At 68.0% G+C, this 24353-nt stretch carries 22 protein-coding genes; 3 read left to right on the top strand and 19 right to left on the bottom strand.

The annotated features are described in order from the left end of the window. Nucleotides 1–15: 15 nt before the first annotated feature. From ACZYSP_RS09270 to ACZYSP_RS09240, 7 genes are read right to left on the bottom strand one after another with little or no spacing between them, the layout of a single operon-like run. Complete coding sequence (locus ACZYSP_RS09270; protein WP_093049917.1) at nucleotides 16–1005, bottom strand: ABC transporter ATP-binding protein; 990 nt, start codon at nucleotides 1003–1005, stop codon at nucleotides 16–18. Next, on the bottom strand, nucleotides 1002–2033 hold the full coding sequence (locus ACZYSP_RS09265) for an ABC transporter ATP-binding protein (protein WP_093075396.1): 1032 nt from the start codon (nucleotides 2031–2033) through the stop codon (nucleotides 1002–1004). The genes ACZYSP_RS09270 and ACZYSP_RS09265 overlap by 4 nt, the downstream gene beginning before the upstream one ends. 10 nt (nucleotides 2034–2043) lie before the next feature. After that, entirely contained in the window at nucleotides 2044–2946 is a 903-nt protein-coding gene (locus ACZYSP_RS09260; protein ID WP_093075394.1) for an ABC transporter permease, read from the bottom strand. A 19-nt stretch (nucleotides 2947–2965) separates the two neighbouring features. Next, complete coding sequence (locus tag ACZYSP_RS09255) at nucleotides 2966–3901, bottom strand: ABC transporter permease (RefSeq protein ID WP_093049926.1); 936 nt, start codon at nucleotides 3899–3901, stop codon at nucleotides 2966–2968. A gap of 27 nt (nucleotides 3902–3928) precedes the next feature. Beyond that, nucleotides 3929–5500 (bottom strand): ABC transporter substrate-binding protein, encoded by a 1572-nt coding sequence (locus tag ACZYSP_RS09250; protein WP_258350572.1) that lies wholly within the window; start codon nucleotides 5498–5500, stop codon nucleotides 3929–3931. A gap of 43 nt (nucleotides 5501–5543) precedes the next feature. Further along, entirely contained in the window at nucleotides 5544–6995 is a 1452-nt protein-coding gene (locus ACZYSP_RS09245; RefSeq protein WP_489013895.1) for a M81 family metallopeptidase, read from the bottom strand. A gap of 45 nt (nucleotides 6996–7040) precedes the next feature. Continuing rightward, the gene (locus ACZYSP_RS09240) at nucleotides 7041–8198 is read right to left on the bottom strand and encodes an NAD(P)/FAD-dependent oxidoreductase (protein ID WP_489013893.1); all 1158 of its coding nucleotides are present in this window, start codon (nucleotides 8196–8198) and stop codon (nucleotides 7041–7043) included. Nucleotides 8199–8401: 203 nt separating this feature from the next. Between ACZYSP_RS09240 and ACZYSP_RS09235 the strand changes: the two genes are divergently transcribed. Continuing rightward, nucleotides 8402–9136, top strand: a complete 735-nt coding sequence (locus tag ACZYSP_RS09235) for a helix-turn-helix domain-containing protein (RefSeq protein ID WP_354338495.1) — start codon at nucleotides 8402–8404, stop codon at nucleotides 9134–9136. Between the two features lie 4 nt (nucleotides 9137–9140). Here the strand turns inward: ACZYSP_RS09235 and ACZYSP_RS09230 are convergent, their stop codons facing one another. From ACZYSP_RS09230 to ACZYSP_RS09210, 5 genes are read right to left on the bottom strand one after another with little or no spacing between them, the layout of a single operon-like run. After that, entirely contained in the window at nucleotides 9141–10331 is a 1191-nt protein-coding gene (locus tag ACZYSP_RS09230; RefSeq protein ID WP_489013890.1) for a DUF5624 domain-containing protein, read from the bottom strand. A gap of 12 nt (nucleotides 10332–10343) precedes the next feature. Next, nucleotides 10344–11420 (bottom strand): hypothetical protein, encoded by a 1077-nt coding sequence (locus tag ACZYSP_RS09225; RefSeq protein ID WP_489013888.1) that lies wholly within the window; start codon nucleotides 11418–11420, stop codon nucleotides 10344–10346. A gap of 31 nt (nucleotides 11421–11451) precedes the next feature. Continuing rightward, complete coding sequence (locus tag ACZYSP_RS09220) at nucleotides 11452–12345, bottom strand: amidohydrolase family protein (RefSeq protein ID WP_307615770.1); 894 nt, start codon at nucleotides 12343–12345, stop codon at nucleotides 11452–11454. A gap of 43 nt (nucleotides 12346–12388) precedes the next feature. Continuing rightward, nucleotides 12389–13390: a Bug family tripartite tricarboxylate transporter substrate binding protein gene (locus tag ACZYSP_RS09215; protein WP_307615769.1), complete on the bottom strand. Its 1002-nt coding sequence runs from the start codon at nucleotides 13388–13390 to the stop codon at nucleotides 12389–12391. Beyond that, nucleotides 13374–14219, bottom strand: coding sequence for an HpcH/HpaI aldolase family protein (locus ACZYSP_RS09210; protein ID WP_489013885.1), 846 nt, complete (start codon nucleotides 14217–14219; stop codon nucleotides 13374–13376). Before ACZYSP_RS09210 ends, ACZYSP_RS09215 begins: the two co-directional genes overlap by 17 nt. A 111-nt stretch (nucleotides 14220–14330) precedes the next feature. On the opposite strand from ACZYSP_RS09210, the gene ACZYSP_RS09205 reads away from it, so the two are divergent. Next, entirely contained in the window at nucleotides 14331–15239 is a 909-nt protein-coding gene (locus tag ACZYSP_RS09205) for a LysR substrate-binding domain-containing protein (RefSeq protein ID WP_093075366.1), read from the top strand. A gap of 10 nt (nucleotides 15240–15249) precedes the next feature. Here ACZYSP_RS09205 and ACZYSP_RS09200 read toward each other — a convergent pair whose 3' ends face one another. Continuing rightward, on the bottom strand, nucleotides 15250–16488 hold the full coding sequence (locus ACZYSP_RS09200) for an MFS transporter (RefSeq protein WP_489013883.1): 1239 nt from the start codon (nucleotides 16486–16488) through the stop codon (nucleotides 15250–15252). Nucleotides 16489–16722: 234 nt separating this feature from the next. On the opposite strand from ACZYSP_RS09200, the gene ACZYSP_RS09195 reads away from it, so the two are divergent. Further along, nucleotides 16723–17991, top strand: coding sequence for a M20/M25/M40 family metallo-hydrolase (locus tag ACZYSP_RS09195; protein WP_489013881.1), 1269 nt, complete (start codon nucleotides 16723–16725; stop codon nucleotides 17989–17991). 27 nt (nucleotides 17992–18018) lie between these two features. On the opposite strand, the gene ACZYSP_RS09190 is transcribed toward ACZYSP_RS09195, so the two are convergent. The 6 genes from ACZYSP_RS09190 to ACZYSP_RS09165 form a co-directional block, all read right to left on the bottom strand. Then, complete coding sequence (locus tag ACZYSP_RS09190) at nucleotides 18019–20007, bottom strand: DUF3300 domain-containing protein (RefSeq protein ID WP_489013879.1); 1989 nt, start codon at nucleotides 20005–20007, stop codon at nucleotides 18019–18021. 180 nt (nucleotides 20008–20187) lie between these two features. Continuing rightward, nucleotides 20188–20826 carry a DUF3299 domain-containing protein gene (locus ACZYSP_RS09185; protein WP_093171965.1) on the bottom strand — a complete coding sequence of 213 codons (639 nt, stop codon included), beginning with the start codon at nucleotides 20824–20826 and terminating at the stop codon, nucleotides 20188–20190. A 3-nt stretch (nucleotides 20827–20829) separates the two neighbouring features. Beyond that, nucleotides 20830–22092 carry an ABC transporter permease gene (locus tag ACZYSP_RS09180; RefSeq protein ID WP_093049958.1) on the bottom strand — a complete coding sequence of 421 codons (1263 nt, stop codon included), beginning with the start codon at nucleotides 22090–22092 and terminating at the stop codon, nucleotides 20830–20832. Further along, nucleotides 22089–22835, bottom strand: a complete 747-nt coding sequence (locus ACZYSP_RS09175; protein WP_093075356.1) for an ABC transporter ATP-binding protein — start codon at nucleotides 22833–22835, stop codon at nucleotides 22089–22091. Before ACZYSP_RS09175 ends, ACZYSP_RS09180 begins: the two co-directional genes overlap by 4 nt. A gap of 4 nt (nucleotides 22836–22839) precedes the next feature. Next, nucleotides 22840–23439 (bottom strand): DUF2796 domain-containing protein, encoded by a 600-nt coding sequence (locus tag ACZYSP_RS09170; protein ID WP_093049964.1) that lies wholly within the window; start codon nucleotides 23437–23439, stop codon nucleotides 22840–22842. Then, the gene (locus tag ACZYSP_RS09165; RefSeq protein WP_093075353.1) at nucleotides 23436–24344 is read right to left on the bottom strand and encodes a sulfurtransferase; all 909 of its coding nucleotides are present in this window, start codon (nucleotides 24342–24344) and stop codon (nucleotides 23436–23438) included. The genes ACZYSP_RS09170 and ACZYSP_RS09165 overlap by 4 nt, the downstream gene beginning before the upstream one ends. Between the last annotated feature and the right edge of the window lie 9 nt (nucleotides 24345–24353).

Genomic DNA, 24353 nt, shown 5'->3' with positions numbered 1-24353 from the left:
TCCTTTCTTTCTTCTTCAGCGGAAATGGCAGGCAACCCAGTGGCTGCCGTTCGCGGACGACGGCCGCTCGCTCAGCTCGGGCGTCTTCTCCTTGCACACGGCCTGCGCCATCGGGCAACGCGTGTGGAAGCGGCAGCCCGAAGGCGGGTTGGCGGGGCTCGGCGGATCGCCCTGCAGCAGCATGCGGCGTGCGGGCGTGCGTGGGTTGGGCACGGGCACGGCCGACAGAAGAATCTCGGTGTACGGATGCAGCGGCGAAGAGAACAGCGTGTCGCGGTCGGCAATCTCCACGATGTGCCCGAGGTACATCACTGCCACGCGATGGCTGATGTGCCGCACCACCGCAAGGTCGTGCGCCACGAAGAGATACGCGATACCGAACTCGGCCTGCAGGTCCATCAGCAGGTTGACCACCTGCGCCTGCACCGACACGTCGAGCGCCGACACCGGCTCGTCGCACACGATCAGCTTCGGGTTCAGTGCCAATGCACGCGCAATGCCCAGCCGTTGTCGCTGTCCGCCCGAGAACTCGTGCGGAAACTTCTTTGCCGCCTCGGGCCGCAGCCCAACGCGCGAGAACAGCCACTGCACGCGCTCGCGCCGTTCCGCTGCCATGCCCATGCCGAAGTTTCGCAGCGGCTCGGCCACGATGTCTCCGGCTGTGAGGCGCGGGTTCAGCGAGGCATACGGGTCCTGAAAAATAATCTGCAGCTGCCGCCGGCGCATGCGCATGTCCTCGGCGGACAGCGTCAGCAGCTCCTCGCCTTCGAGCTCCACCGAGCCCGAGGTCGGCTCGACCAGCCGCATGACCGACTTGGCCGTGGTCGTCTTGCCGCAGCCCGATTCGCCGACCAGCGACAGCGTTTCGCCGCGTGCAACAGAGAACGACACGCCATCGACCGCCTGGATCGAAGGCCTGGCCGGCCGCAGCCAGCGCTTGGGCGAGATGTAGTGCTTGCGCAGGTTGCGCACCTGCAGCAGTGGCGTTGCAGCGGTCGTCGTCATGCAGCCATCTCCTCGGTACCTGCCCAGTGTTCTTCGACTGCAAAGCACGCCACCACATGGTCGCCGCCTTGCTGCACGAGCTGCGGCGTCTCGGCGCGGCAGCGTTCGCGCGCATGGCTGCAGCGCGCCGCAAAGGCGCAGCCGCGCCCCAGTTCGTGTGCGGCCGGCACCAGCCCCGGAATCTCGGTGAGCCGCGTGCTCGCAGTGTTCATCGCGGGCATCGAGGCCATCAGAGCACGCGTGTAGGGGTGCAGCGGGCGGTCGAACAGGTCGATCACGTCTGCCTCTTCCACCTTCTTGCCGGCATACATCACGACCACGCGGTCGCAGCTTTCGGCCACCACGCCCAGGTCGTGCGTGATCATCACCACGCCCATGCCCAGCTCCTTCTGCAGGCGCTTGATGAGGTCGAGGATCTGCGCCTGGATCGTCACGTCGAGCGCCGTCGTCGGCTCGTCGGCGATCAGCACCTCGGGGTTGCAGGCCAGGGCCAGCGCGATCATCACGCGCTGGCGCATGCCGCCCGAGAGCTGATGCGGGTACTCGTTCACGCGCCGCTCGGGCTCGGGGATCTGCACCACGCGCAGCATCTCGACCGCGCGCTTCATCGCGTCTGCACGGCTGGCCTTCTGGTGCAGCTGCACGGTCTCGGCGATCTGCCGGCCCACGGTGAGCACCGGGTTCAGCGATGTCATCGGCTCCTGGAAGATCATCGAGATGCGGTTGCCGCGAATCTGCCGCATCTCGCGTTCGCTGAGCTGCATCAGGTCGGTGCCGCGCAGCCGCACCGCGCCCATGTGGCGTCCGGGCGGTGTCGGCACCAGCCGCAGGATCGACAGCGCCGTCACGCTCTTGCCGCAGCCCGATTCGCCGACCACGCCGAGCGTGCGGCCCGCGCGCACCGTGTACGAAACCCCGTCGACCGAGCGCACCACGCCGGCCAGCGTGTGGAAATGCGTGCGCAGGTTGTCGACTTCGAGCAGAGGCTCGCCGGGGGCGAGGGCGGTGTGGGACATGGTGATCGTCATGACATGTCCTTCACAGCTGCCGTGCCAGGCGCGGGTCCAGCGCATCGCGCAGACCGTCGCCCAGCAGGTTGATCGCCAGCACCGTCGCCGCCAGCAGCAGCCCCGGGTACAGGATGATGTGGAACGCCACCGTCACGAAGTTGCGCCCCTCGGCCATCATGTTGCCCCAGCTCGGCGTCTGCGAAGGCACGCCCACGCCGAGGAATGAGAGCGCGGCCTCGGTCAGCACGGCGGCCGCCGCCACGAAGGTGGCCTGCACCACCAACGGCGCCACGATGTTCGGCAGCACGTGGCGCACCAGGATCACCGGCAGCCGCGTGCCTACCGCGTGTGCTGCCTCCACGAACAACTGCTCGCGCAGCGTGAGCGCGAGCGATCGCACCAGCCGCACCACGCGCGGAATCTCGGGCACCGTGATGGCGATGATCACCGTCGTCAGGCTGGCGCGCGTCACCGCCATGAGCGCGATGGCCAGCAGGATGCCGGGAATGGCCATGAGCCCGTCCATCACCCGCATGATCGGCCCGTCCGCCCAGCGCACGAAGCCCGACACCAGTCCGAGCGCAATGCCGAAGAAGGTGGCCAGCACCGCGACCGCGGCGCCCACGATCATCGACACGCGCCCGCCCCACACGGCGCGGCTGAATACGTCGCGGCCCAGCGCATCGGTGCCGAACCAGTGCTCGCCGGAGGGCGGCTGCATGCGCGCGAGCGGGTCGATGTCCTGCGGATCGTGCGTGGCGATCCACGGCGCGGCGATGGAGAGAATGGCCACCGCAATCAGCAGCAGCGCACCGATGATCAGCGTCGGGTGCTTGCGCACCCAGCGCCAGCGCGGCGGCACGAAAGGGGCTTCGTCGTCGGCCGCGGCGTCGGGTGTCTGGATGGTGTTCAAGGGAAGGACCGTGGACATTGCGTGGGGTTCTTCTTCATCAGTACTGGATGCGCGGGTCGAACAGGCGGTAGCTCAGGTCGATCAGCAGGTTGATCAGCACATACACCCCCGCCGAGAGCAGCAGCACGCTCTGGATCACCGGGTAGTCGTGTCGCTGCACTGAATCGATCACGAGCCGGCCCACGCCCGGAATGGCGAACACCGTTTCGGTGACGACCACGCCGCCGATCAGCAGCGCGATGCCCGCGCCGACGGTGGTGGCGATGGGAATGGCCGCGTTGCGCAGCGCATGCCCCAGCACCGGCAGCACGCCCAGGCCCTTGGCGCGCGCGGTGCGGATGTAGTCCTCGTGCAGCACTTCGAGCACGGTGGCGCGCGTCATGCGCGTCACCAGAGCGATGTACACCAGCGCCAGGTTCACGCAGGGCAGCACCAGCGACCGCAGCCACTCGCCCGGACCCTCGGCAAAGTGCACATAGCCCTGCACCGGAAACCACGGCAGCTGGACCGCGAAGCTGTAGACCAGCAGGTAGCCCACCAGGAACACCGGCACCGAGAAGGCCAGCACCGCGAACAGCATCACCAGCCGGTCGATCCAGCTGCCCGCGCGATGCGCCGCGAGCGTGCCCAGCGGCACCGACACCACCAGCGTGATGAGCATGGTCAGCGCGGCGATCGACACCGTCGGCTCCAGCCGCTGCCCCAGCAGCTGCGCCACCGGCATCTGCGTGAATATCGAGGTGCCGAGGTCGCCGGTGAACAGCTTGCCGACCCACAGCGCGAACTGCTGCCACAGCGGCAGGTTCAGGCCGAGCGCGGCGCGCAGCTTCTCGATGTCCTCGGTGGTTGCAAGGTCGCCCGCGATGAGCGCGGCCGGGTCGCCCGGCGACAGGTGGATCAGCAGGAACACCACCACGGCCACCACCGCCATGACGGGGAGCGTCGAGAGAAAGCGTCGAACGATGTAGCCCATGGCGATGCCTTGTGCTGGCGCTTCGTCTTACTTGTCGAGTACCCAGACCGTCGGCAGGCCGGCCCAGAGTTTGTCCAGCCCCTTGAGGCTGGCGCGCGCGGCGAACGCGGCCGAATACTGGCCCGCGTTGATGTACGGCACGGCTTCGTAGGCGCGGCGCTGGAAGGCGTCGAGCAGCTCCTTGCGCTTGGCCGGCACAGTCTCTTTCAGCCACGCGGTGCGCAGCTCGTCGAGCGGCTTGTCGCAGGGCCAGCCGGGCAGCGTGTTGCCGCACGCCGCGCCCAGGTAGGCGTTGGCGATTGGCGAGTTGGCGTCGAATTCGCCGGCCACGGTGACGTACATGTTCCAGCCGCCCGCGTCGGCCGCGTCGCGCTTGGCACGGCGCGCGCCGATGGAGGCCCAGTCCATGCTCTGCGCGTCGACGTTCAGGCCGATGCTTTTCATGGTCTGCGCGGCCATAAGTGCCTCTGCGTTGAGATAGGGCACGTCGCTGGGCACCATCAGCACCACCTTCTCGCCCTTGTAGCCGGAGGCTGCGAGCAGCTGCTTGGCCTTGGCCACGTCGGCCTTGCGGTAGGGGTCGGCGCCGGCGGCCGTGTCGTTGGGGCTGCCGCAGATGAAGTAGGTGGCGCAGTAGGCCATGCGCATGTCCAGCGGGAAGCCCATGGCCGCCACGAAGCGTTCCTGGCTCACGGCCTGCAGCAGTGCCTGGCGCACCTTCGGGTTGTCGAAGGGCGGATGCAGCTGGTTCATCACCAGGAAGCCCTGGTAGGTGCCGAAGGCGCCGATCTTCACACTGGTGTCGGTGCGCAGCGGCGCGATGTAGTCGGGAGGCAGTTGTTCGATGAGGTCGACTTCGCCGCGCTTCAGGGCGGCCACTGCGCTGTTGGCGTCGGGCAGGTAGAGCCATTCGACGCGATCGAAGCTGCTCTTCTTGCTGCCCGACAGGCCGCTCGGCGGCTCGCTGCGCGCCACGTAGTTGGGGTTGCGCACGAACACCGTCTTGTTGCCCGGCACCCACTCGTCGCGCTTGAAGATGAAGGGGCCTGAACCAAGCACCTCGGTCAGCGGCGCGGTGGCCGGCATCTTGGCCAGCCGCTCGGGCAGGATCACCGGCGGAAAGCCCGAGGGCTTGGCCAGTGCCTCGAGCACCATGCCGAAGGGCTCGTTGAGCGTGAGCGTGAAGCTGCGCGCATCGGTTGCCTTCCACTCGGCGCCGCTCGCCACCATCGCGCGGCCCAGGCTGTCGCGCGCGGCCCAGCGCTGCAGCGAGGCGATGGCGTCGGCCGAGGTGACGGCGCTGCCGTCGGAGAACTTGAGGCCCGGGCGCAGCGTGAAGCTCCACTGCTTGCCGTCCTTCGAGGTCGTGTACTTGTCGACCATCTGCGGCTGGGGCTTGCCGCTCGCATCCTGCGCGAACAGCGTGTCGTAGACCATGTAGCCGAAGTTGCGAGAGATGTACGCCGTGGTGAAGGTCGGGTCGAGGATCTTCAGGTCGGCGTGCGCCACCACCTTCAGCGTCTTGGGAGGCGGCGTCTGGGCGAACGCCGGGAGAGAAAGCACCAGGGCAGCGAGGGCGGCAAGCGTTCGTCGTTTCATCGTCGGTTCTCCGGTCGGGGGCGAAGGAAAGAAAAAGAGGAGGTCAGGCGGCGACACCGATCGGCCACTTGGGCAGGCGGGCCTTGCGGTACGGCAGCGTGTTCAGGTCGAGCGTCACGGCGCCCGGTGCGCCCGCGTAGATGACGTGCTTCGCCACCTTGGAGTACGACGCATAGAAGTGCTGCGACGACTTCACGACGATGATCTTCTTCGCGGCGAGGTCGCAGCCCAGCTGCGTGAACAGGTCGGTGCCCATTGCCTGGTTGCGCAGCGTGATCAGCACGATCTCGATGCCGTTCGCCTCGATCAGCGCGCTGTCGCCCATCAGCGTGGGCGTGCCTGCCAGGCCCGTCATCACCAGGTCGTGCTTCAGCGCCTTCACGGTGCAGTCGAGGTCCAGCGGATCGCCAGAGAGCGGGCTGATCTTGCCGCCGATGCGCATCTGCAGCCTGGCGCCCACTCCTGCGTCGAATGCGATGCGCACCGCGATCGGGTCCCACAGCGGGCCCAGCGCCGCGTTGTTGATGCCGCGCTCGACCATGCGGCGCAGGATGAAGGTGGAGTCGCTTGCCGCGCCGCCGCCGGGGTTGTCCGCACCGTCGGACAGCACCACCGGGCCGCCGTCGAAGGCCAGTGCTTCGTCGAGCGAGGCATCGATGCTCGGGTAGTTCACCGTGAGGCCGTCGCGCATGGCGATGACTTCGTCGGCGAGCTGGCGCGCAAGAGCGTCGGCCTGGGCCTGGTTGCCGTCTGTGTAGACCAGCACCTTGGTGCCCATCTCGGGCACGTCGCCCCAAGAGAAGCCGTGCGTGAGCGAGACCGACAGCACGCCGTTCTTGCCCTCGAGCGACTGCATGCGCTCGACGAAGCCGCGCGCCGGCTGGCGCGAGGTGTGGACCGTGACGATCATGTCGCAGTCGACCACCGCGGCCACCGGCTTGACCTTGCCTTCGACCATGGCGGCGCAGATGTCCACCAGCTCCAGCCCGCGTTCGAGCACGTCGGTGTGCGGGTACTCCTTGAACGAGATCATCAGGTCGGAGTTCTTCACCATCGCGGGCGTGAGGTGGTTGTGCGGGTCGAGCTCCGCGCCGATCACCACGCCGGGCCCGACGATCTGCCGCACGCGCGCCAGCAGGTCACCTTCGCAGTCGTCGTAGCCGTCGGCCACCATCGCGCCATGCAGGCCGAGCAGCACCATGTCGACCGGCAGCACCGCGCGCAGGTCGGCCAGCAGTTCGTCGCGCAGCGTCTCGTAGGCGTGGCGCGTGGTGGTGCCGCTGGGCTGTGCGCCGGCCACCATGCCTTCGAAGAGCGTCCAGCCCTTGTCGGCGCCGCGCATGCGTGCGGCCCACAGCGGGCCCGAGAACAGCGTCATCGCTTCGGGGTGCTTGCCGGCGGGGAAGTAGCCGCGGTCCTTGAAGGAGGCGAGGCCGGTCGGCATCGGGCCGAAGGTGTTGGTTTCGGTGGCGAGGGAGGCACTGAAAACGCGCATGGTGATGTCTCGTGGAGTGGGATGTTTTTCTGTGTGTGGCTGCGCTCAGGCCGTGGCTGTGCGCAGCCGCTGCGGGCCCAGCATCTCGGCCGTAAGCCCGAAGGAGGCGATGCGCTCGGGCAGCGGCAGTCCACGTGCCAGCGCGGCGCAGGCCTCGCCCATGGCCGCCGAGGTCTGGATGCCGTAGCCGCCTTGCGCCGCCACCCAGAAGAAGCCGGGCACGCCGGGCTCGAAGCCGCCTACGAGGTCGCCGTCGGCCACGAAGGAGCGCAGGCCGGCCCAGGTGCGCGTGGGGCGGCGGATGGCGAGCGTGGTCGCTTCCTCGATGCGGTGCATGGCGATGGCGATGTCCATCTCCTCGGGCTGTATGTCCTGCGGCTCGACCGGGTCGGCATTGGCCGGCGAGCCGAGCAGCATGCCGGCGTCGGGCTTGATGTACCAGCCCTCGTCTGCGCCGAACACCATGGGCCAGTGCGCGACGCTCTGGCCTTCGGGCGGCGCGAAGATGAAGGCCGAGCGCCGGCGCGGCTCGATGCCCAGCGGAGGCACGCCCGCCATGCGTGCGACGGTGTCGACCCATGCGCCCGCCGCGTTGAGCACCACGGGCGCCTCGTACACGGCGCCGCCGGCCTCCACGCGCCAGCGCTCGCCCACGCGTTCGATGGCCGTCACGCCGGCATCGCACACCAGCTTGCCGCCGGCGCGCCGCATGCCGCGCAGGTAGCCCTGGTGGATGGCGTGCACGTCCATGTCGGACGCATCGGGTTCGTATACCGCGCCCATCACCTGCTCGGGGCGCAGCGCCGGCACCATCTCGCGGGCCTGCTCGCCGCTCAGGCGCGAGGCGCCGGTGTCCATGGCGCGCAGCACCTCCCAGTGGGCTTCGAGCTCGGCCATGTGATCGGCACTCGCGACCATCATCGCGCCGCGCGGCGTGAGCAGCGGGTGCTCCGAGAAGCCTTCGGGCGGATGTTCGAGGAAGGCGCGGCTCGCCATGGTGAGGGCGCGCACCTGCGGCGTGCCGTAGCTTTCCATGAAGAGGGCGGCGGAGCGGCCGGTGGAGTGGTAGCCCGGCTGCGACTCGCGTTCGAGAAGGATCACGCTGGCATGCGGTGCGAGCCAATGGGCCACCGAAGCCCCGGCGATGCCGCCGCCGATCACGAGGAAATCTGCCACGACGGGCGTTGGGGTGCTGGAAGTCATCGGCAAAAAGTGTAGGTAGAAATTTGCGGATACGCAAATTGATTTGGTGGCACCAAGGGGAAACCATGGTGCACCGCTTCGGTGAAATTTGCGTCAACGCAATTTGCGTATACGCAACTTCCGCGCCCGCGTCACGCGGGTTGGCATGGATGGCGCACTGCCCGGCTGGCAGAATCCACTTGCATCACAAGAGAAAGCCAAGCGTGAATCCACACACAGGGACCAGGACGGCAACGAAGCCGAAGGACGAGCCGCCCACGCTGGACCGCACCACTTTCGGTCATCGCCTGCGCAGCGCGCGCAAGCGTTTCGGCTGGACGCTGGCACAGCTGGCCGAGCGCTCGGGCGTGTCGATCACCACCATCTCGCGCGCCGAGCGCGGGCAGCTCGCGTTGGGTTATGAAAACTTCACCGCGCTGGGCCGTGCGCTCGAGATGGACATGAACGCGATGTTCGCGGGCGCAGGCGTCAAGCCCGCGCAGCTCGACGGGCCGGTGGTCACGCGCGCAGGCAAGGGCGTGGTGTACCGGGGGCTGTCGATTGCCTACGAGTTCCTCGGCACCACGGCGGCGGGCAAGCAGATGAGCCCCATCGTCGGCACGGTGCATGCGCGGCGCATCCACGGGCCGGAAGACTTCGTGCGGCACGCGGGCGAAGAGTTCGCCTATGTGCTGTCGGGCGAGATCGAGGTGCACTTCGACAACGGCGAAGTGCTGCACATGGCGCGCGGCGATTCGCTGTACTTCGACAGCCGCCTCGGCCATGCGTACATCAGCGTGAGCCGGCAGCTCGCGCGGATCGTGGGCATGACCATTGGCGAGAGCCGGCACATGCAGTCCGCGCGCGAGGGAGAGGCGCGCAAGGCGCCGGTGCCGGCCAAGCCTGCGGCACCCAAGACCGTGAAGGCCAAGGCGCCAGCAAGCAGAAAGGGCGCCTAGCCCCTCAGGAGAAATACGCGGGGTAGTCCGTGCCGTCCAGGCCCGGCACTACCGCCTTCAGCGGGTCGTTGCCATTGCCCTGCAGCTGGTCCGCCGCATAGTCGGTAACGCAACCCGCCAGCAACTGCCGCGGGTCTTCGAGGATCACGCGCATGCGGGTGTTGAGCGCATGCCAGTCCTCCGGTCCGCCGATGGCGGGCATCTCGCTGACTTCGGTGGTGTCGGGCTGCAGCACCGGCCGGCCGCCGCGCCCGGGGGCGAAGCGCGGGTATCCCTCGTACATCATCGGCCCCAGGTCGCTCATGGCCCGCGTGGCCCACCAGAGCTTGCGCATCGGCGCCTCGTGGGCAGACACGGCCGGCAGGTCGACGGGGTAGGTGAAGGTGGGCGCCGGTGCATGCGGTGCGATGTACACGCGCTCCAGCGGCAGCGCATGGTGCGACGAGGCGAGGATCATCGAGCACACGGCGTTGGTGCTCCAGGTAACGCCCGCGGTGGGGCGGCCCTGCCTGCCCACGATCAGCACCATTGCGTTCGCCCAGTCGATGCGGTGGCGCTCGAACCATGCGATCACGCGGTGCCCGGTGTCCAGGCCGACAAGGAAGAAGGTGGCGATCATCACCTTGTTCATCGGCACGCTCGCGCCGATGGCATCGCCCGTGGCTTCGAGGTAGTGCGTGCGCAGGTCGGCGGCGGTGAGGGTCTCTGGGTGGGCGAGGGCACGCGCGATGTAGCGCTCTGTGACTTCGCAGGCGTAGTGCACCATGTTCGCGATGGCCGTCTCGCGGCCCCGATAGGCGGGCACCGCAATGTCGTCGCGCCAGAGCGCCACACTGTTCGCTTCGCGCGCGGCCACGGTGGCGGCGAGCAGGCGTTCGGTTTCGCTGCGCCACAGCGTGCCTTCGGGGTCGAGCTCGCGCAGTCGCACCAGCGAGGCCAGCGCTGGGCCGAGGTGCGACACCGCCGCCAGTTCCTTGAAGCCGCGCGTCGTGAGCCGGTAGCCCTCGACCTCGGGTGGCCTGCCCCTGCCGGGAAACAGGATGAAGTCGGCCGCCGTGGCAACGATCAGTGCCGCGTCGGGCGCGGCCTCGGCGGTGGCGTGCGTCATCTTCGTGCCGATGCTGTCGGCGCACGCGGTGTAGGTCTCGAAGAGGCGCAGGAATTCGGGGCTCTGGAAATTCGGGTTTGCCGTCATGGTGGCTCCTGTCTATGCGCCGAGCCGGTACACCTTGCTCGGCGTGCGAAAGCGGATGTCGGCGCCGAGGCTGTTGGTCACCACCAGGTAGGCGTGGCCGTTGACCTCGAAGGCGCAGGCGTCGGTGCCGCCGGAGGTCGGAAACTCCCGCTGCGGCACCAGCTTGCCGTCGGCGAAGCGGTAGCCGACCGAGGTCAGCGAGGTAACGGGCGCCTCGCGGCTGCCGAGCAGGAAGTTGATCTGAACCAGCTCGCCACCCTGCGCATCTTCGCGCCAGACGAACTCGCGCCCGCCGGGGCCGCTCAGCGTCTGGTGCGCGACGAAGCCGGTGCCGTTCCAGCGCAGAAGCACGGTGTCGTCGTGCAGGCAGGCGAAGGCCAGCCAGGCTTCGCCCTGTGCCTCGAAGAACTGGAAGGCGCGGCCGGTCTTGCCGTCGAGCAGCTGGAAGTCTTCGAAGCGCTTGCCGCTCCACAGCATGACGCGCGAGCGCGCCACGTGGTCGGCATAGGCCAGGAAGCGCTGCCCGCCAATCTCGAAGAACGCGAAGTTGTAGCCCCAGGTCGAGTCGATGACCTGGAACTCGGCGAAGCACTTGCCGTTCCATTCGTAGATGGCCGACTTCGACGGATTCCGGGCCTCGGTGCCTTCCATCGCCACGCCTTGTGCGAGCGCCAGAAAGTGGCGTTCGCCGATGGTGAAGTGCGTCCATTGCTTGGCCGCGAAAGTGGGCACGCGCTGGAACTCGGTGAACGCGCCGTCCTTCAGTTCGAAGATGACCGAGTCGACGTTGAGCTCGTACGGACCGGCGCCCGACTTCAGGCTGGCGGTGGCCAGGAAGGCGCGGCCGCCGATCTCGAAGAACTCCGCGTCTTCTCCACCTGGCACGGGCAGTCGCGTGTGCGGCACGAAGGTTTCGTCCTGCCAGCGGTACACCAGCGCATCGATATCGCTGTTGCCCACGGTGATCATCGCGGGCTGCCCCGGCACGTCGACTGCGAGCTGCGGCACCACGAGGTAGCGCGTGCCGCCGTGAATGAAGGTCTCCGCTGCGCGCGCGCCGGAGGTGTCGAGGTCCTGGATGTTTTTCATCACGGTCGTTCTTTCGTTCGGCATGCGCACCTTACTGCGGAATCGGCGCAAAGCCGAACAGCCGCGCCGGGTTGTCCACCAGGATGCGCTGGCGCGCCGGTGCGTCGGGCGCCCACGGCGCGAGCAGGTTCAGCAGCTCGCCGGTGTCGCGCGCGCCGTCGGGAATGTGCGGCCAGTCGCTGCCCCAGATGGTGCGCTCGGGCAGGGCGTCGACGATGGCGTGCGCCAGCGGGCGCAGCTTCTCGAAGTTGCCGTCCTTGGCCACGCGGTAGGGGCCGGAGAGCTTCATCCAGCCGCGCCCGTCGGCCAGCACCCGCAGCAGGCGGTCGAAGTCCTGCCGCGTGAGGCCGTCGCTCTCGAGCATGTAGCCCATGTGGTCGATGACGAAGTCGGCATCGATGTCGCCCAGGTACGGAATGAGGTCGCGCACCACCCAGCCCGGCGTGTAGAACTGCAGGTGCCAGCCCAGAGCCTTCGTCATGCGCACGCTGCGCTGGATGTACTGCACCAGCTCGGCGGTCGGCAGGCCCGAGCGCAGGAACAGGTCGAGTCGCAGCGCGCGCACGCCGCGGCGGTGCATGTCGTGCAGCGTCTCTTCGGTGACGCTGTCGGCCACCATGGCCACGCCGCGCGCGCGTTCGCCGGCGATCTCCAGGGCGTCGAGCATGCAACGGTTGTCGGTGCCGTAGAAGCTGGGCTGCACGATCACATAGCGCGCCAGGTCCAGCGACTCGCACATGGCGTCGAGCTTGGTGAGCGGGCCGTCGGGCAGTGTGTAGTGCGGCTGGTCGACGTGCGGGTAGCGGTCTTCGCTTTCGAACACGTGCACGTGCGAGTCGCAGGCGCCGGCAGGCACGGTGAAGGCGGGGCACGCCAGCGTTTCGGGCGCGCGCATGGGCGTGGAAGTGAGGATCTGGGAACTCATGATGTCGAAGGAAAAAAGATGAGAGGAAAAAATCGATGAAGGCTCATTCGAGCGAGATGCCGCCGGCGGCAATCAGCCGGCGGTTGCGCTCGAGTTCGGCGGCGACGGTGCGGCGCATCGTCTCGGCGTCGGGCGTGACCGGCGCGAAGCCCTGCGCCTCGAGTGCCTTGAGCGTCTCGGGCCGGGCCAGCACCTCGCGCAGCGCCGCAGTGGCACGCTGCCGCGCAGCCGCCGGCACGCCTGCCGGCAGCACGATTCCGACCCACGAGCGGTAGGTGTAGTTGCGCAGCGCGTCGATGCCGGTCTCCGCAAAGCTCGGCACCGCGGGCAGCGCAGCCCAGCGGGTCGATGCCGTGGCGGCGAGCGCCCGCGCGCGGCCGTTTGCCACGAAGGGCACGATGGGCGAGGTGACGTAAGCCATCATGTCGACCTCGCCTGCGATCAGCGCATTCATCGCCTGCGCCTCGCCCTTGTAGGGCACGTGCCGCGCCGTGATGCCGAGCGTGTGCAGCAACTCCTCGGTCTGCAGGTGCAGGCTGGTGCCGACACCGAAGGAGCCGTATGTCAGCGCGCCGGGGTGTGCTTTCGCATAGGCCACGAGCCCGGGCATGTCGGTCACGGGCAGGTCGGCGCGCACCGCCAGCACGCCGTCGTTGAAGGCGACGATGCCGAGCGGATCGAAGTCCTTGAGCGGGTCATAGCCCGCCGCCTTGTCGACCACCGGATTGACCGATGCGATGGAAGGCGAGACCGCAATCAGCGTGTGGCCGTCGCGTGCGGCCCGCAGAGCCGCCTGCACGCCGATCTTGCCGGCGGCCCCGCCCTTGTTCTCGACCACGACCGGTTCCCCCAGCACGGAAGACAGGCCCTGCGCCACGATGCGGGCGACGCGGTCGATGGGTCCACCCGGCGGCGTCGGCACGACGAGGGTCGTCGCTCCTTGTGCAACCTGGGCGAGCACAGGGCCGGGCAAGGCCAGCGTTCCGAGCAGCAGCGCGAGCACGGCGCCTGTGCGGCGCAGGACTGCTTCAGCGCACGACCGCATCGCCGCTCTCCACACCGACCGAACTCAACGCCTTCGCGACGCGCTCGTGCGCGGCGGCCAGCAGCATGTCGGTGTCGATGCCGGTCATGAGGAAAGGCGCTGCACCACGGTGTACCAGCTCGGCCGAGTAGGCCGCGTCGGCGATGCCGCCGATGGCGAGCGGCTTTCCCACGCGCAGGCAGGCGGCCAGCGCAGTCTCGTGCGCGGCGCGTACCAGCGGGTGCTTGAAGTCACCGGCCACGCCCAGCTCGGCGCTCAGGTCGTTGGTGCCGATGCCCACGATGTCGATGCCCGGCACCGCGGCGATGCGCTCGATGTTCTCGATGCCCAGCGGGCTTTCGATCAGCACCTTCAGCGCGGTGGCCCGGTTCATGGCGACGTTGAAATCCGCCGCGGCCATCTTGCGGTAGCCCACGTGCGGCAGCGTGCCGATGGCCGAGCGGTGGCCCAGCGGCGGAAAGCGGCAGGCGGCCACGAGGTCTTCGGCCTGTGCCACGGTCTCGATGCGCGGCGCGATGATGCCGCCCGCGCCGCCGTCGAGCAGCCGGCCGATCACGCCGTACTCGCGCTCCGGCACACGCACGAAGGGCATGAGGCCGATGTCCATTGCGGCGGCACAGATCTGCACGGCCGCGTCGATGGCGATGCTGCTGTGCTCCAGGTCCACCCAGATCGCGTGGTGGCCGCTGGCCTTGGCGATGCGTGCCATGTCGGGCGTGCGCGAAGCGCGGATGCCCAGTGCCGCCACCGGCAGGCGCTGGCGCAGGCGGCTCACGACGAGGTTGGTCGATGCGGCGTCGGCGGACGCCGTTGCGCTGTCTTGCACCATGCGGGTTCTTCCTTTGTCTCTGTGGTTGTAAAGGTGTGAAGGGATGCTAGAGAATGGGCGTCATATCCGGAAATACCGGATTCGGATTGCATTCGATACGCTGGAGATATCGTGGAACTTCGACACCTGCGCTACTTCGTTGCCGTGGCGGAAGAACTCAACTTCACCCGCGCCGCGGAACGCCTCTACATGGCACAGCCGCCCCTGAGCACGCAGATTCGGGGGCTCGAAGAAGAGCTGGGGGTGCAGCTTTTCGAGCGCGACAAGCGCCGCGTGTATCTCACGCAGGCCGGGCGGCACTTTCTCGACCGGGCGCGCACCATCCTTGCCTCGGTGCAGAGCGCGAAAGACGAAGTGCAGAGCGCCGCAGCGGGCGAGGTCGGCAAGCTCAACGTGGGCTTCACCGCTTCGTCGATGCTCACGACGGCGCTGCCATCGGGCATTCGCCAGTACCGCGCGAGCTTTCCGGCGGTCGAGCTGCAGTTGCGGGAAATGGCGTCGATGCATCAGCTCGACGCCATCAATGCCCGCGAGCTAGACCTTGGCGTGCTGCGCAAGCCCAACGTGAGCATTCCGGTGGGCGTGACCATCGAGGAGTGGTACTCGGCGCCGCTGGTCGCGGCGATGCCGCAGCAGCACGTGCTCACGCGTGGCAAGGGCATCCACATCCGCGAACTGAAGGACGTGCCGCTGATCGTCTATCCGCGCGACGCGGGCATCGGCCTGTACTGGAAGGTGCAAGAGCTGTGCGCCAAGGCGGGCTTCCGCCCGGCGGTGATGCACGAGACGCGGGAGGCCTCGACCATGGTCGGGCTGGTGGCTGCGGGCTTCGGCGTGGCCATCGTGCCGGCCGACACGCAGTGCATCCAGCTCGAAGGGGTGCTGTACAGCCGCATCCTCGACAAGGACGCGGTGTCGAGCCTGTATCTGGGCTACCGCGATGCAGACGCCAATCCGCACCTCGACAGCCTGTTGCGGCTGTTGCGCGGCACGCAGGTCGCGTCGAGCCGCAAGCGCTGATGACGATCTGTCAGCCGCGCGGCTTGCGGTACGCGATCCAGCCCAGGGCCGCCGCCGCGATGAAGGCCGGGATCGCGGCGAGCAAGAACAGCTGCCCCCACGGCAACTTCGCACCCACCAGAAGGCCGCCGACCAGCGGCCCCACGATGGAGCCGATGCGGCCGACGGACATCGACAGCCCCACCCCGGTCGCGCGCACGCTCGCCGGGTAGTAGTGCACGCACAACGCGGGGATGTTCATCTGTCCGCCGATCACCAGTAGGCCGATGGCGAACACCAGGCAGAAGGAGGCGACCTCGCTGCCGACGATGTGAAAGCCGAAGAAAGGCACGAGCGCTGCACCCAGCGCCAGGCACAGCGCCACCGGTCCGAAGGGGCTGCGCCGCGCCACCGCGAAGGACATGGCGAAAGCCCCGGCCACGCCGCCCACGTTGAGCATCACGCCGGCGAGCGCGGAGCGCTGCGGGCTCATGCCGTTCATGGCGAGCACGCTGGGCGTCCAGCTCAGCAGGAAGTAGCTGACCAGCAGGATCATGAAGGCGGCGGTGGCGATCAGCACCGTGCCGGGGCCGCGTCCTTCGGCGACGAGTTCGGCCAGTGGGCGCCTGGCATGGGCGGGGCTTGCGTCCGCTGCCGTGGTGCTCGTGCGTCCCGACTCGGATATTGCGAACACCAGCGGCAGCAGCGCCAGCGCCAGTGTGCCGCCGCCGATGAAGATGCCGCGCCAGCCCACCGACTGCATCAGCGCTGCCGTGATGGCGCCCCCGGCCACGGCCCCGATGGGAAAGCCCAGGAACATGCGCGAGACCGTCGCGCTGCGTTGGTCTGGATGCGCATGCTCGGCCGCCAGCGCCGAGATGGTGGGAATCGCGCCGCCGAGGCCGATTCCCGAGAGAAAGCGCCACAGCATCAGCTGCTCCGGGCTGGCCGATGTCGCGCTCAGCAGGATGAAGCCGCCTGCCACCAGGATCGAAGCAAGCAGCAGCCGGCGCCTGCCGAAGCGGTCGGCCGCCGCACCCACGGTGAGTGCGCCCACCACAGCGCCCGCGAAGCTCACGGCGAACACCTTGCCGAAGGCGCCGGGCGGCATGCCCCATTCCCTGGAGATGAGCGGTGCGACGAAGGACAGCATCAGCGTGTCGTAGCCGTCGATCAATGCGATCAGGAAGCAGACGACGATCGAGAAGCGGCTGGCGTAGGGGAGGGCGCGTGGCGGGCGGCTGGCCCCGGCGAGTGGAAGCGATGACATGTTTTTGTCTCCTGATGGATGCAGCTGCTCTTTGGCGCTGATGCGGCCGATGCTAGGAGCCGCCATGCATATCCACAAATACATTTTCCGGAATGCATTGCGGTAGCTTTTGCGTATGGAGCCCTGCGGCGGACCAGTCGGGCAAACCCTGTCGTTGCCGTGTCTCCGATTTGCTCGCCCGGCACGAGCGCGTGGCTATGCTGTGTGCCGTCATTCACTCCCGAGAAAAACACCATGTCCTTGCGTTTGTCCTCCTTCCCGCTTCGCTCCATGGCCCTGGCCTGCGGCCTCGCACTCGGCGCTGTCGCCGGCGCGCACGCCGCGCCCGATGCGAAGCTGCTCGCCGCCGCCGAGAAGGCGCAGCCCGCGGTGATCGACAACCTCAAGGAGATGGTGCTGATCGAATCGGGCAGCCTCAACGTCGACGGCCTGCTCAAGATGGCCGACGTGGTGGAAGGGCGCCTGAAGGCCGCCGGCTTCAAGACCGAGCGCCGCAAGGCCACGGCCGGCGCGGGCGCCGACCTCGTGATCGGCACGATCAAGGGCACGGGCAAGCGCAAGATCATGCTGCAGGGCCATATGGACACGGTGTATGCGCCGGGCATCCTGAGCAGCCAGCCCTACAAGGTCGACGGCAACCGCATCTACGGCCCCGGCATAGCCGACGACAAGGGCGGCCTGGCCGTGATGATGGCCTCGCTCAAGATCCTGGCCGATGCCGGCTGGCGCGACTACGACACGCTCACTGTGGTGATGAACCCCGACGAGGAAGTGGGCTCGGTCGGCTCCGGCGAGCTGATCGCCACGATGGCCGACCAGCACGACACGGTGCTGTCGTTCGAGCCGACGGTGGCGAAGTCGGTGGTCAAGGGCGAGTCGCTGCTGCTGGGCGCGGCCGGCATCGCGCAGGCCACGATGGAAGTGAAAGGCCGCGCGGCACACGCCGGCGCGGCGCCCGAACTGGGCCGCAACGCGCTGTACGAGCTGTCGTACCAGATGCTGCAGACCAAGGATCTCGCCAAGGACATCCCCGGCGTTACGCTCAACTGGACCGTGGCGCGCGCCACGGGCCCGATCAACCAGATCACCGAGAAGGCGCAGGCGCTGGGCGACATCCGCATCACGCAGCCCGGCGCCGAGAAGAAGCTCAACGAGGCGCTGCAGGCGAAGATCGCGGCCGGCAAGCTGATTCCCGACACCGAGACCACGGTGAAGGTGGAAGTGGGCCGCCCGGCCTTCATCGCGGGCGACAAGGGCCGCGCGCTGGCCGAGAAGGCGCAGGCCATCTACAAGGAAATCGATCGCGACCTCGCGCTGACGCCGATGACCGGCGGCGGCACCGACGCGGGCTATGCGGGTCGTTCGGGCAAGGCGACGGTGGTCGAGAGCTTCGGTCTCGCGGGCTTCGGCTACCACGCGCGCGACGAGTACATCGAAGTCGACTCGATCGTGCCGCGCCTCTACCTCGTCACGCGGCTGCTGACCGAGATCGGCAAGAACTGATAGACGCCGCCTGGCGGCGCAGGCGCGCTACTGCTGTTGCTGTCCGGGCTCGCCGGGCCGTCCCGGTGGGCGCCGCGCCGCGACTGCAGCCGCGGCGGCCGCGCGCTGTTGCTGCTGCTGGGCCTGCTGTTGTTGGTGCTGCTGCTGTTGCTGCTGGCGCTGGATCTGCTGTTGTTGCTGCTGCGCCTGTTGCTGGGCACGGGCCTGCTGCTGCTGCATCTGCTGCTGACGTTGCTGCTGTTGCTGCTGCTGTTGCTGCATCGCCTGTTGCTGTTGAGCGCGCGCGGCTTGCTGCTGTGCCTGTTGTTGCGCCTGCTGCTGGCGGCGTAGCTGCTCCTGCTGGGCTTGCTGCTGCTGCCGGGCCTGGTTCTGGGCCTGCTGCTGTTGCGCTTGTTGGCGCTGGACCTGCTGTTGCTGTTGTTGGGCCTGCTGTTGCGCGCGGGCCTGTTGCTGCGCCTGCTGTTGCTGCTGCATCTGCTGGCGGCGCGACTGCTCTTGCTGGGCCTGTTGCTGGCGCTGTTGTTGCTGGCGTTGCTGTTCCTGCACCGCCTGTTGCTGTTGGCGCTGCTGTTGCTGCGCCTGCTGTTGTTGTTGCGCTGGTTGGGCTTGCTGGCGGCGCGCAGGGTCTTGCTGCTGCTGGAGCCGGGCCTGGCGTGCCTGCTGCTGTTGCTCGCGCGCTTGCTGTTGTTGCTGTTGTGCCTGCAACTGCTGGGTCTGCTGCTGCGAACGTTGCTGGGCTTGTTGCTGCGCCTGCTGTTGATGCATCAGGGCTTGCTGCTGGCGGACTTGTTGTTGCTGCTGTTGTTGCGCAAGCGCCGCCTGCTGCTGTTGCTGCTGGCGTTGTTGTTGCTGCTGCGCGAACAGTGCCTGCTGCTGTTGCGCAGGGCCCGGGCCGGCCGCGAAGTTGGGTGGCGGTGCCCCCGGCGGCAGCGCGCCGCGCGGTCCGCCATTGTTGTTGTAGACATTGCGCACGTTGTTGTTGACCACCGTGGTCGAGCGCGAGATGTAGGTGCTGTTGTTGTAGACCACGGCCGGCCGGGCGAAGGCTGGCTGCACGGCGAGGCCACGATCGCGGTCACGCCCGCGCGGCGCGCCCCAGTTCATGTTCCACGAGTGCCAGCCCCAGTCGTGCCGCTCCAGCGCGGCGCCCACGATCACGCCGGCTCCGAACGCGAGCGCACCCGCAGCCGCCACCTGGCCGCCGCTGTAGCCCCGCGACACCACCTCGACCGGCGGTGCATAGGCATAGCCGGGATAGATCGGCTGCGGATCGCCGTAGATGACCTGCGGGTCATAGGCCGGCACGTACACCACGTCAGGCTGCACGGGCTCGATGGTGATGTACTGCGGCGGCGGCTCGATTACCGCGGGGCCTGCGTACATGGGCTGCATGTCCGGCGAGGGCGCGTAGTTCTGCGGCGGCGCGGCGCTGGCCACGCGCAGCTTGTCGTTGTTCTTGAGGCGGCCCGCCTTCGATGCGCGCTGGCGCATGACCTGGATCGCGTTCATCACATCGGCCGGGTCGTTGTAGTAGGCCTGCCCGAGCGCCTCGGTCCACGGGATGTTGCCGGCCATCTGGTCGATGACGGGGCGGAATGCGGTGAGCGACTTCACGCTCGGGTCCCAGGGCTGCTGGTTGGCTGCATCGGACAGCGGGCCGGCCTTGAGGTTGCGGTTCTGCGCAAGCCATTCGTGCGCGGCGGTGATCTGCTCGGGGTAGGTGGCACCGGCCAGGATCTGGGCCACCAGCTTGTCGGGGTAGAGCGCGATGGGCGCGACCATCTGGTAGAGCTGCTCGGCGGCGGGCGGCGTGTAGGCAGCCTGCACCGGGGCTGCGGCAGGGGCCGGTGTTTGCGGCACCGAGGGCGCGGGCATGGTGGTTGCCGGGTCGGTGGCGGCGGCAGTGGGCGCGGCAGCTGGCGTACTGGGGGTCTTGTCGCAGCCTGCGAGGACGAGGGCGCCGATGCACAGCGAGATCGTCAGCAGTCGCGGAGCGAGGGGGAGATTTTTTGTCATCTGGAGTTCCATGAGGACGCCGGCGTCGTGCCCGGAACTCTTTCAACGGTGCGCGGCAGCAGGCGATGACAAAGCCTGCGCCGTGGATGCAACGGTCTGTGTCGGTGGTGCGCCGTCAAACCTGTCGGCGCAGAACCACACGGCAGGGAGGCCGCTGCCTCCCGCGCTGCTGCGTTGCTGCTACTTGGCGCCGCCCGTGTACTTGGTGACGCTGGCGGCGCTCACGTGGTAGCCGCTCACGCCCATCATCGAGTCGTTGCGCAGGGTCTGCAGCTTGCCGGTGACCCACACGGTGTCCATGGCGCGGAACTTGGCGCCCTTCTGCGGCACCACGTGCAGGATCTGGTTGGCGGGCGGCGGCGGCGTGTGGATGCAGGCGCCGAAGTAGGGCACCAGCAGGAACTCGGTGACCTCGCCCTTGGCCTCTTCGAGCGGCACGATAAAGCCCGGAATCTTGACTTCGGTGCCGTTCATCGCGGGGTTGGTCGGCGCGTTGTTCGACACCTCCTGCATCTTCATGAGCAGCTCGTTGGCGCGCGGGTCGCCATCGTCGAGTGCGCTCAGGTCCATGCCCTTGAACTCCTTGGCCGGGTCCCAGTCCTTGGGCACCAGTTCTTCCCAGGTGATCTGGCGAGGCTGGCCCGGTGCGGCCTTGGCGGCTGCGGGTGCCGCGGCCTTGCCACCCAATGGGTTGTTGGCGGTGGTGTCCTTGGGCGCGGGCTCGGCGGCCCAGGCGGCGGCCGTGAGGCCGGCACCGGCGATCAGCATTGAAAGCCGGATGAAAGCTTTGCTCTTGGACGTCGTGTGTGCAATGGGCATGGTTCAAATCCTCGGTGAGAGGCCGTCGGCAAGGGAGAGTCGGTAGGCGCGGATGCCAGGCAAGAGGCTTGCCAGCCATCCAGCGACCAGCAGGCTTGCCATGAGCAACCATTCGTTCAGTGTAGGTTCTGAAAGGCTCAATGTCAGCCCGAACTGTGCCTGCAGCCATGGCGAGAGCAGGGCGATGCCGAGCACCGCCATCACCACGCCGAAGGCCACGCCCAGCACGGTGACCATCGCGCCTTCGAGTGCGAGCAGCGCCAGCACGTGGCGCAGGCCCGCGCCCACGGCGCGCAGCACGGCGAGTTCGCGGCGGCGTTCGTTGAGGCCGGCCATCACCACAGACACCAGCCCCGCAAGGCTTACCAGCGCGACCAGCGCCGACATCAGCAGCAGCGCGTTCTCGCCGATGCCGATCACGCTCCACAGTTCGTCGAGCGCCACGCCGGGCAGGATGGCCATCAGCGGCTCGCCGGTGTAGGTCGAGATCCAGCGCTGCACGCCGAACACGGCGGCGCGGTTCTTCAGGCCCACCAGCGCGGCTGTCACGTTCTTGGGCGTGAGGTCGAACTTGCGCACCTGCTCGGCCGGAATGTGCACGCCCGGCATCGGCGCGCCGCCCACCCATTCGAGGTGGATGGCTTCCATGGCCGCGAGGCCGATGTGCACCGTGCGGTCGACCGGCGTGCCGGTGCGCGCGAGCACGCCGACCACGGTGAAAGGCTTGTCCGCATGCTCGGCCACGTTGAGCTCGCCGCTGCCGTGCGCGAGCGTGATCTTCTGGCCCACGTGGTAGCCGAGCTTGTCGGCCACTTCGGCGCCAACTACAGCATCGAACAGTTCGCTGAAGGGCTTGCCCTCGCGCAGCTTCAGCGTCTGTTTGTCGCCGTAGCGGAAGTGCGTGAAGTAGTCGGTGGAAGTGGCCAGCACTGCGAAGCCGCGATGCGAATCGCCGAGCGACAGCGGCACCACCCAGTCGACGCCCGGGTGCTCCGACAGCGCCTGCACGCTCTTCCACGAGATGTTGTTGGTGGCCGCGCCGATGCGGAACACCGAGTACAGCAGCAGCTGCGTGGAGCCGGTGCGCGCGCCCACGATCAGGTCGGTGCCCGAGACGGAGGATGCGAAGTTCTCGCGCAGCTCGGTGCGGATGCGTTCGACACCCAGAAGAAGAAAGGTCGACAGCGCGATCGAGAACACCGTGAGTGCCAGCGTGAAGCGGCGGTTCCAGGCGCTGCGCCAGGCAATCGAGAAAAGTGCTTTCATGCGTCCACCGCCATTGCGCTGGTGGCGGCGCGGTTGATCTCGGGCAGCAGCACGTGTCGCACAAAGCGCTGCGCGATGCGCTGGTCATGGCTCACGAACACGAGCGCGCTGTGGTTCTCGGCGCAGGCTGTCAGCAACACGTCGAGAAAGGCTTCGCGCCGGTCTTCGTCGAGTGCCGAAGTGGGCTCGTCGGCAATCACTACTTCGGGCTGGCCAATGAGCGCTCGTGCAGCGGCCACGCGCTGCTGCTGGCCGACCGACAACTGCAGCGCCTGGCGCTTCCACAGGTTGCGGTCGAGGCCCATCTGGTGAAGCAGGTGCTCGGCTTCGTCGCGCGAGCTGCCGTTGCGTGCGGCATTTGCTTCGCGCCGCTGCGAGAAGCGGCAGGGCAGCAGTACGTTGTCGATCACGCTCAGGTACGGCAGCAGGTTGAACTGCTGGAAGATGTAGCCCACGTGCGCCACGCGGCTGCGGTCGCGCGCTGCGCCCGAGAGCTTGGACCAGTCGTGTCCCAGCAGCGTGACGCGGCCTTCGTCTGCCACCAGCACGCCGGCCAGCAATGACAGCAGCGTGCTCTTGCCACAGCCGCTCGGGCCATGCAGGAACACCGATTCACCTGCGGTGATACGAAAGGCCTCGATGTCGATGCACGGCGTTTTCACGCCGGGCCATGCGAAGCGCAGCGCTTCGGCGGCGAGCACGACGCGCAAGGGCGACGACTCTGCCTCGGGATGGGTACTCACAGCGTTACTTGCCCCAGCTGAGCCGGGCGGGCTGGCTTGCCTGCGCGCCGGCCGGGCGCTTGAGCTGGCGCTTGAACTGGCCTTGCGCCGTGGCAATCTGCGAGTCGATCTGGCGCAGGCCCTTGAACACGCTGAACAGGTTCAGGTCGATGAACTTCGCGGCGGCCGCGTTGGTGCAATTGAAGGAGAAGGTGGCGTCGAGGTCGGCATGGCCGACGGGCTCGCTCGGATCGGGGTTGCCCAGGCCCAGTGCGCCGGAGCGCAGGTCGACCGGGCCGAGCTTGCAGTTGGCGGCGGGATCGACGATGAAGAGCTTGTCGGCCGCGCGCAGCTGCGCAACTGCTTCCTCGACGAGCTTCTTCTCGGCGTCGGTCTTGGGTGCGCGTTCGAAGCCGACGATGTTGTCGAGCGGTGACTCCATGTCGATCACCACCGTGGGGCCGTCGACGGCCACGTCGAGCTTGAGCTGGCCGTGCACGTGGGCGTGCTGCTGCTGGGCCTGTGCGGTGAGGAACGGGGCGGCCGCGAGGAGGGCGGCGGCGATGGCGAGGCCGGTGGTGCGGCCAAGGCTTCGGGAACGTCGATTCGTCGTCGTCAATGTCATGGTTCAGCGCCTTGCCGGGTCGGCAGCCCCGGCGTGTTGCTCCATTCGCTCCAGCTGCCGGCATAGAGCGCGGTCGTCCCGAATCCCGCGATCTGCATGGCGAGCAGATTCGGCACGGCGCTCACGCCGCTGCCGCACTGGTGGACGACTGTCGCCGCATCGCGTCCCGCGAGCAGCGCTTCGAACTCGGCACGCAATTGCGATGCCGGCTTGAATTTGCCGTCGGGGCCGAGGTTGTCGGCGAAAGGCCGGTTGAGGGCCCCGGGGATGTGACCGGCAATCGGGTCCAGAGGTTCCACCTCGCCGCGGTAACGTGCACCGGCGCGTGCGTCGATCAGGTTCTGGTCAGGCTGGCCGAGCCGGCGCACCACGGTGTCGGTGGTGACGAGCTTCGCAATCGGCTCGCCCATGACGAAGTTCGACTGGAAGCGCGCGGGCTCCTCGCTGCTCGTGACTTCGCCGCCCGAGGCCTGCCAGGCCTGCAGGCCGCCGTCGAGCACGGCCACTGCGTCGTGGCCCATCCACTTGAGCATCCACCACAGGCGGCCGCAGTAATTGGCGCCGTTGCGGTCGTACACCACGGCCTGCATGCCGTTGGCGAAGCCGATGCTCGAGAGCCAGGCCGCGAACTTCTCGCGGCTGGGCAGCGGATGGCGTCCACCCGAGGCGGGCAGGCCGTCTTCCTGCGCCACGACCACCTCGCCGTGCGCGCCGGGGGCGCCGTGCTTCGCGCTGAGGTCGGTGTCGAGGTTTGCGTACAGCGCGCCCGGAATGCGCGCGGCCGCGTATTGCTGCGCGCCGCTCTCGGGCTTCATGAGGTCGAAGGTGCAGTCGAACACCATGAGAGGCGTGTCCGTCGATTGCAGCTTGCGGAGTTGTTCGACGCTGATGAGGGTGGTGTACATGGTGTGTGT

It is taken from the genome of Variovorax sp. F042, from assembly GCF_057814215.1.
Note: the sequence above shows the minus strand (reverse complement) of the source record. Positions and strands in the feature narration are given on the sequence as shown.

What these genes read in the sequence shown, in the direction of transcription:
- ACZYSP_RS09270 (WP_093049917.1), bottom strand. Translation starts at nt 1,005, where the DNA reads ATGACGACGACCGCTGCAACGCCACTGCTGCAGGTGCGCAACCTGCGC.
- ACZYSP_RS09185 (WP_093171965.1), bottom strand. Translation starts at nt 20,826, where the DNA reads ATGCCCATTGCACACACGACGTCCAAGAGCAAAGCTTTCATCCGGCTT.
- ACZYSP_RS09230 (WP_489013890.1), bottom strand. Translation starts at nt 10,331, where the DNA reads ATGACGGCAAACCCGAATTTCCAGAGCCCCGAATTCCTGCGCCTCTTC.
- ACZYSP_RS09210 (WP_489013885.1), bottom strand. Translation starts at nt 14,219, where the DNA reads ATGGTGCAAGACAGCGCAACGGCGTCCGCCGACGCCGCATCGACCAAC.
- ACZYSP_RS09200 (WP_489013883.1), bottom strand. Translation starts at nt 16,488, where the DNA reads ATGTCATCGCTTCCACTCGCCGGGGCCAGCCGCCCGCCACGCGCCCTC.
- ACZYSP_RS09245 (WP_489013895.1), bottom strand. Translation starts at nt 6,995, where the DNA reads ATGCGCGTTTTCAGTGCCTCCCTCGCCACCGAAACCAACACCTTCGGC.
- ACZYSP_RS09215 (WP_307615769.1), bottom strand. Translation starts at nt 13,390, where the DNA reads ATGCGGTCGTGCGCTGAAGCAGTCCTGCGCCGCACAGGCGCCGTGCTC.
- ACZYSP_RS09180 (WP_093049958.1), bottom strand. Translation starts at nt 22,092, where the DNA reads ATGAAAGCACTTTTCTCGATTGCCTGGCGCAGCGCCTGGAACCGCCGC.
- ACZYSP_RS09220 (WP_307615770.1), bottom strand. Translation starts at nt 12,345, where the DNA reads ATGAGTTCCCAGATCCTCACTTCCACGCCCATGCGCGCGCCCGAAACG.
- ACZYSP_RS09240 (WP_489013893.1), bottom strand. Translation starts at nt 8,198, where the DNA reads ATGACTTCCAGCACCCCAACGCCCGTCGTGGCAGATTTCCTCGTGATC.
- ACZYSP_RS09165 (WP_093075353.1), bottom strand. Translation starts at nt 24,344, where the DNA reads ATGTACACCACCCTCATCAGCGTCGAACAACTCCGCAAGCTGCAATCG.
- ACZYSP_RS09260 (WP_093075394.1), bottom strand. Translation starts at nt 2,946, where the DNA reads ATGTCCACGGTCCTTCCCTTGAACACCATCCAGACACCCGACGCCGCG.
- ACZYSP_RS09265 (WP_093075396.1), bottom strand. Translation starts at nt 2,033, where the DNA reads ATGACGATCACCATGTCCCACACCGCCCTCGCCCCCGGCGAGCCTCTG.
- ACZYSP_RS09195 (WP_489013881.1), top strand. Translation starts at nt 16,723, where the DNA reads ATGTCCTTGCGTTTGTCCTCCTTCCCGCTTCGCTCCATGGCCCTGGCC.
- ACZYSP_RS09225 (WP_489013888.1), bottom strand. Translation starts at nt 11,420, where the DNA reads ATGAAAAACATCCAGGACCTCGACACCTCCGGCGCGCGCGCAGCGGAG.
- ACZYSP_RS09255 (WP_093049926.1), bottom strand. Translation starts at nt 3,901, where the DNA reads ATGGGCTACATCGTTCGACGCTTTCTCTCGACGCTCCCCGTCATGGCG.
- ACZYSP_RS09250 (WP_258350572.1), bottom strand. Translation starts at nt 5,500, where the DNA reads ATGAAACGACGAACGCTTGCCGCCCTCGCTGCCCTGGTGCTTTCTCTC.
- ACZYSP_RS09190 (WP_489013879.1), bottom strand. Translation starts at nt 20,007, where the DNA reads ATGACAAAAAATCTCCCCCTCGCTCCGCGACTGCTGACGATCTCGCTG.
- ACZYSP_RS09170 (WP_093049964.1), bottom strand. Translation starts at nt 23,439, where the DNA reads ATGACATTGACGACGACGAATCGACGTTCCCGAAGCCTTGGCCGCACC.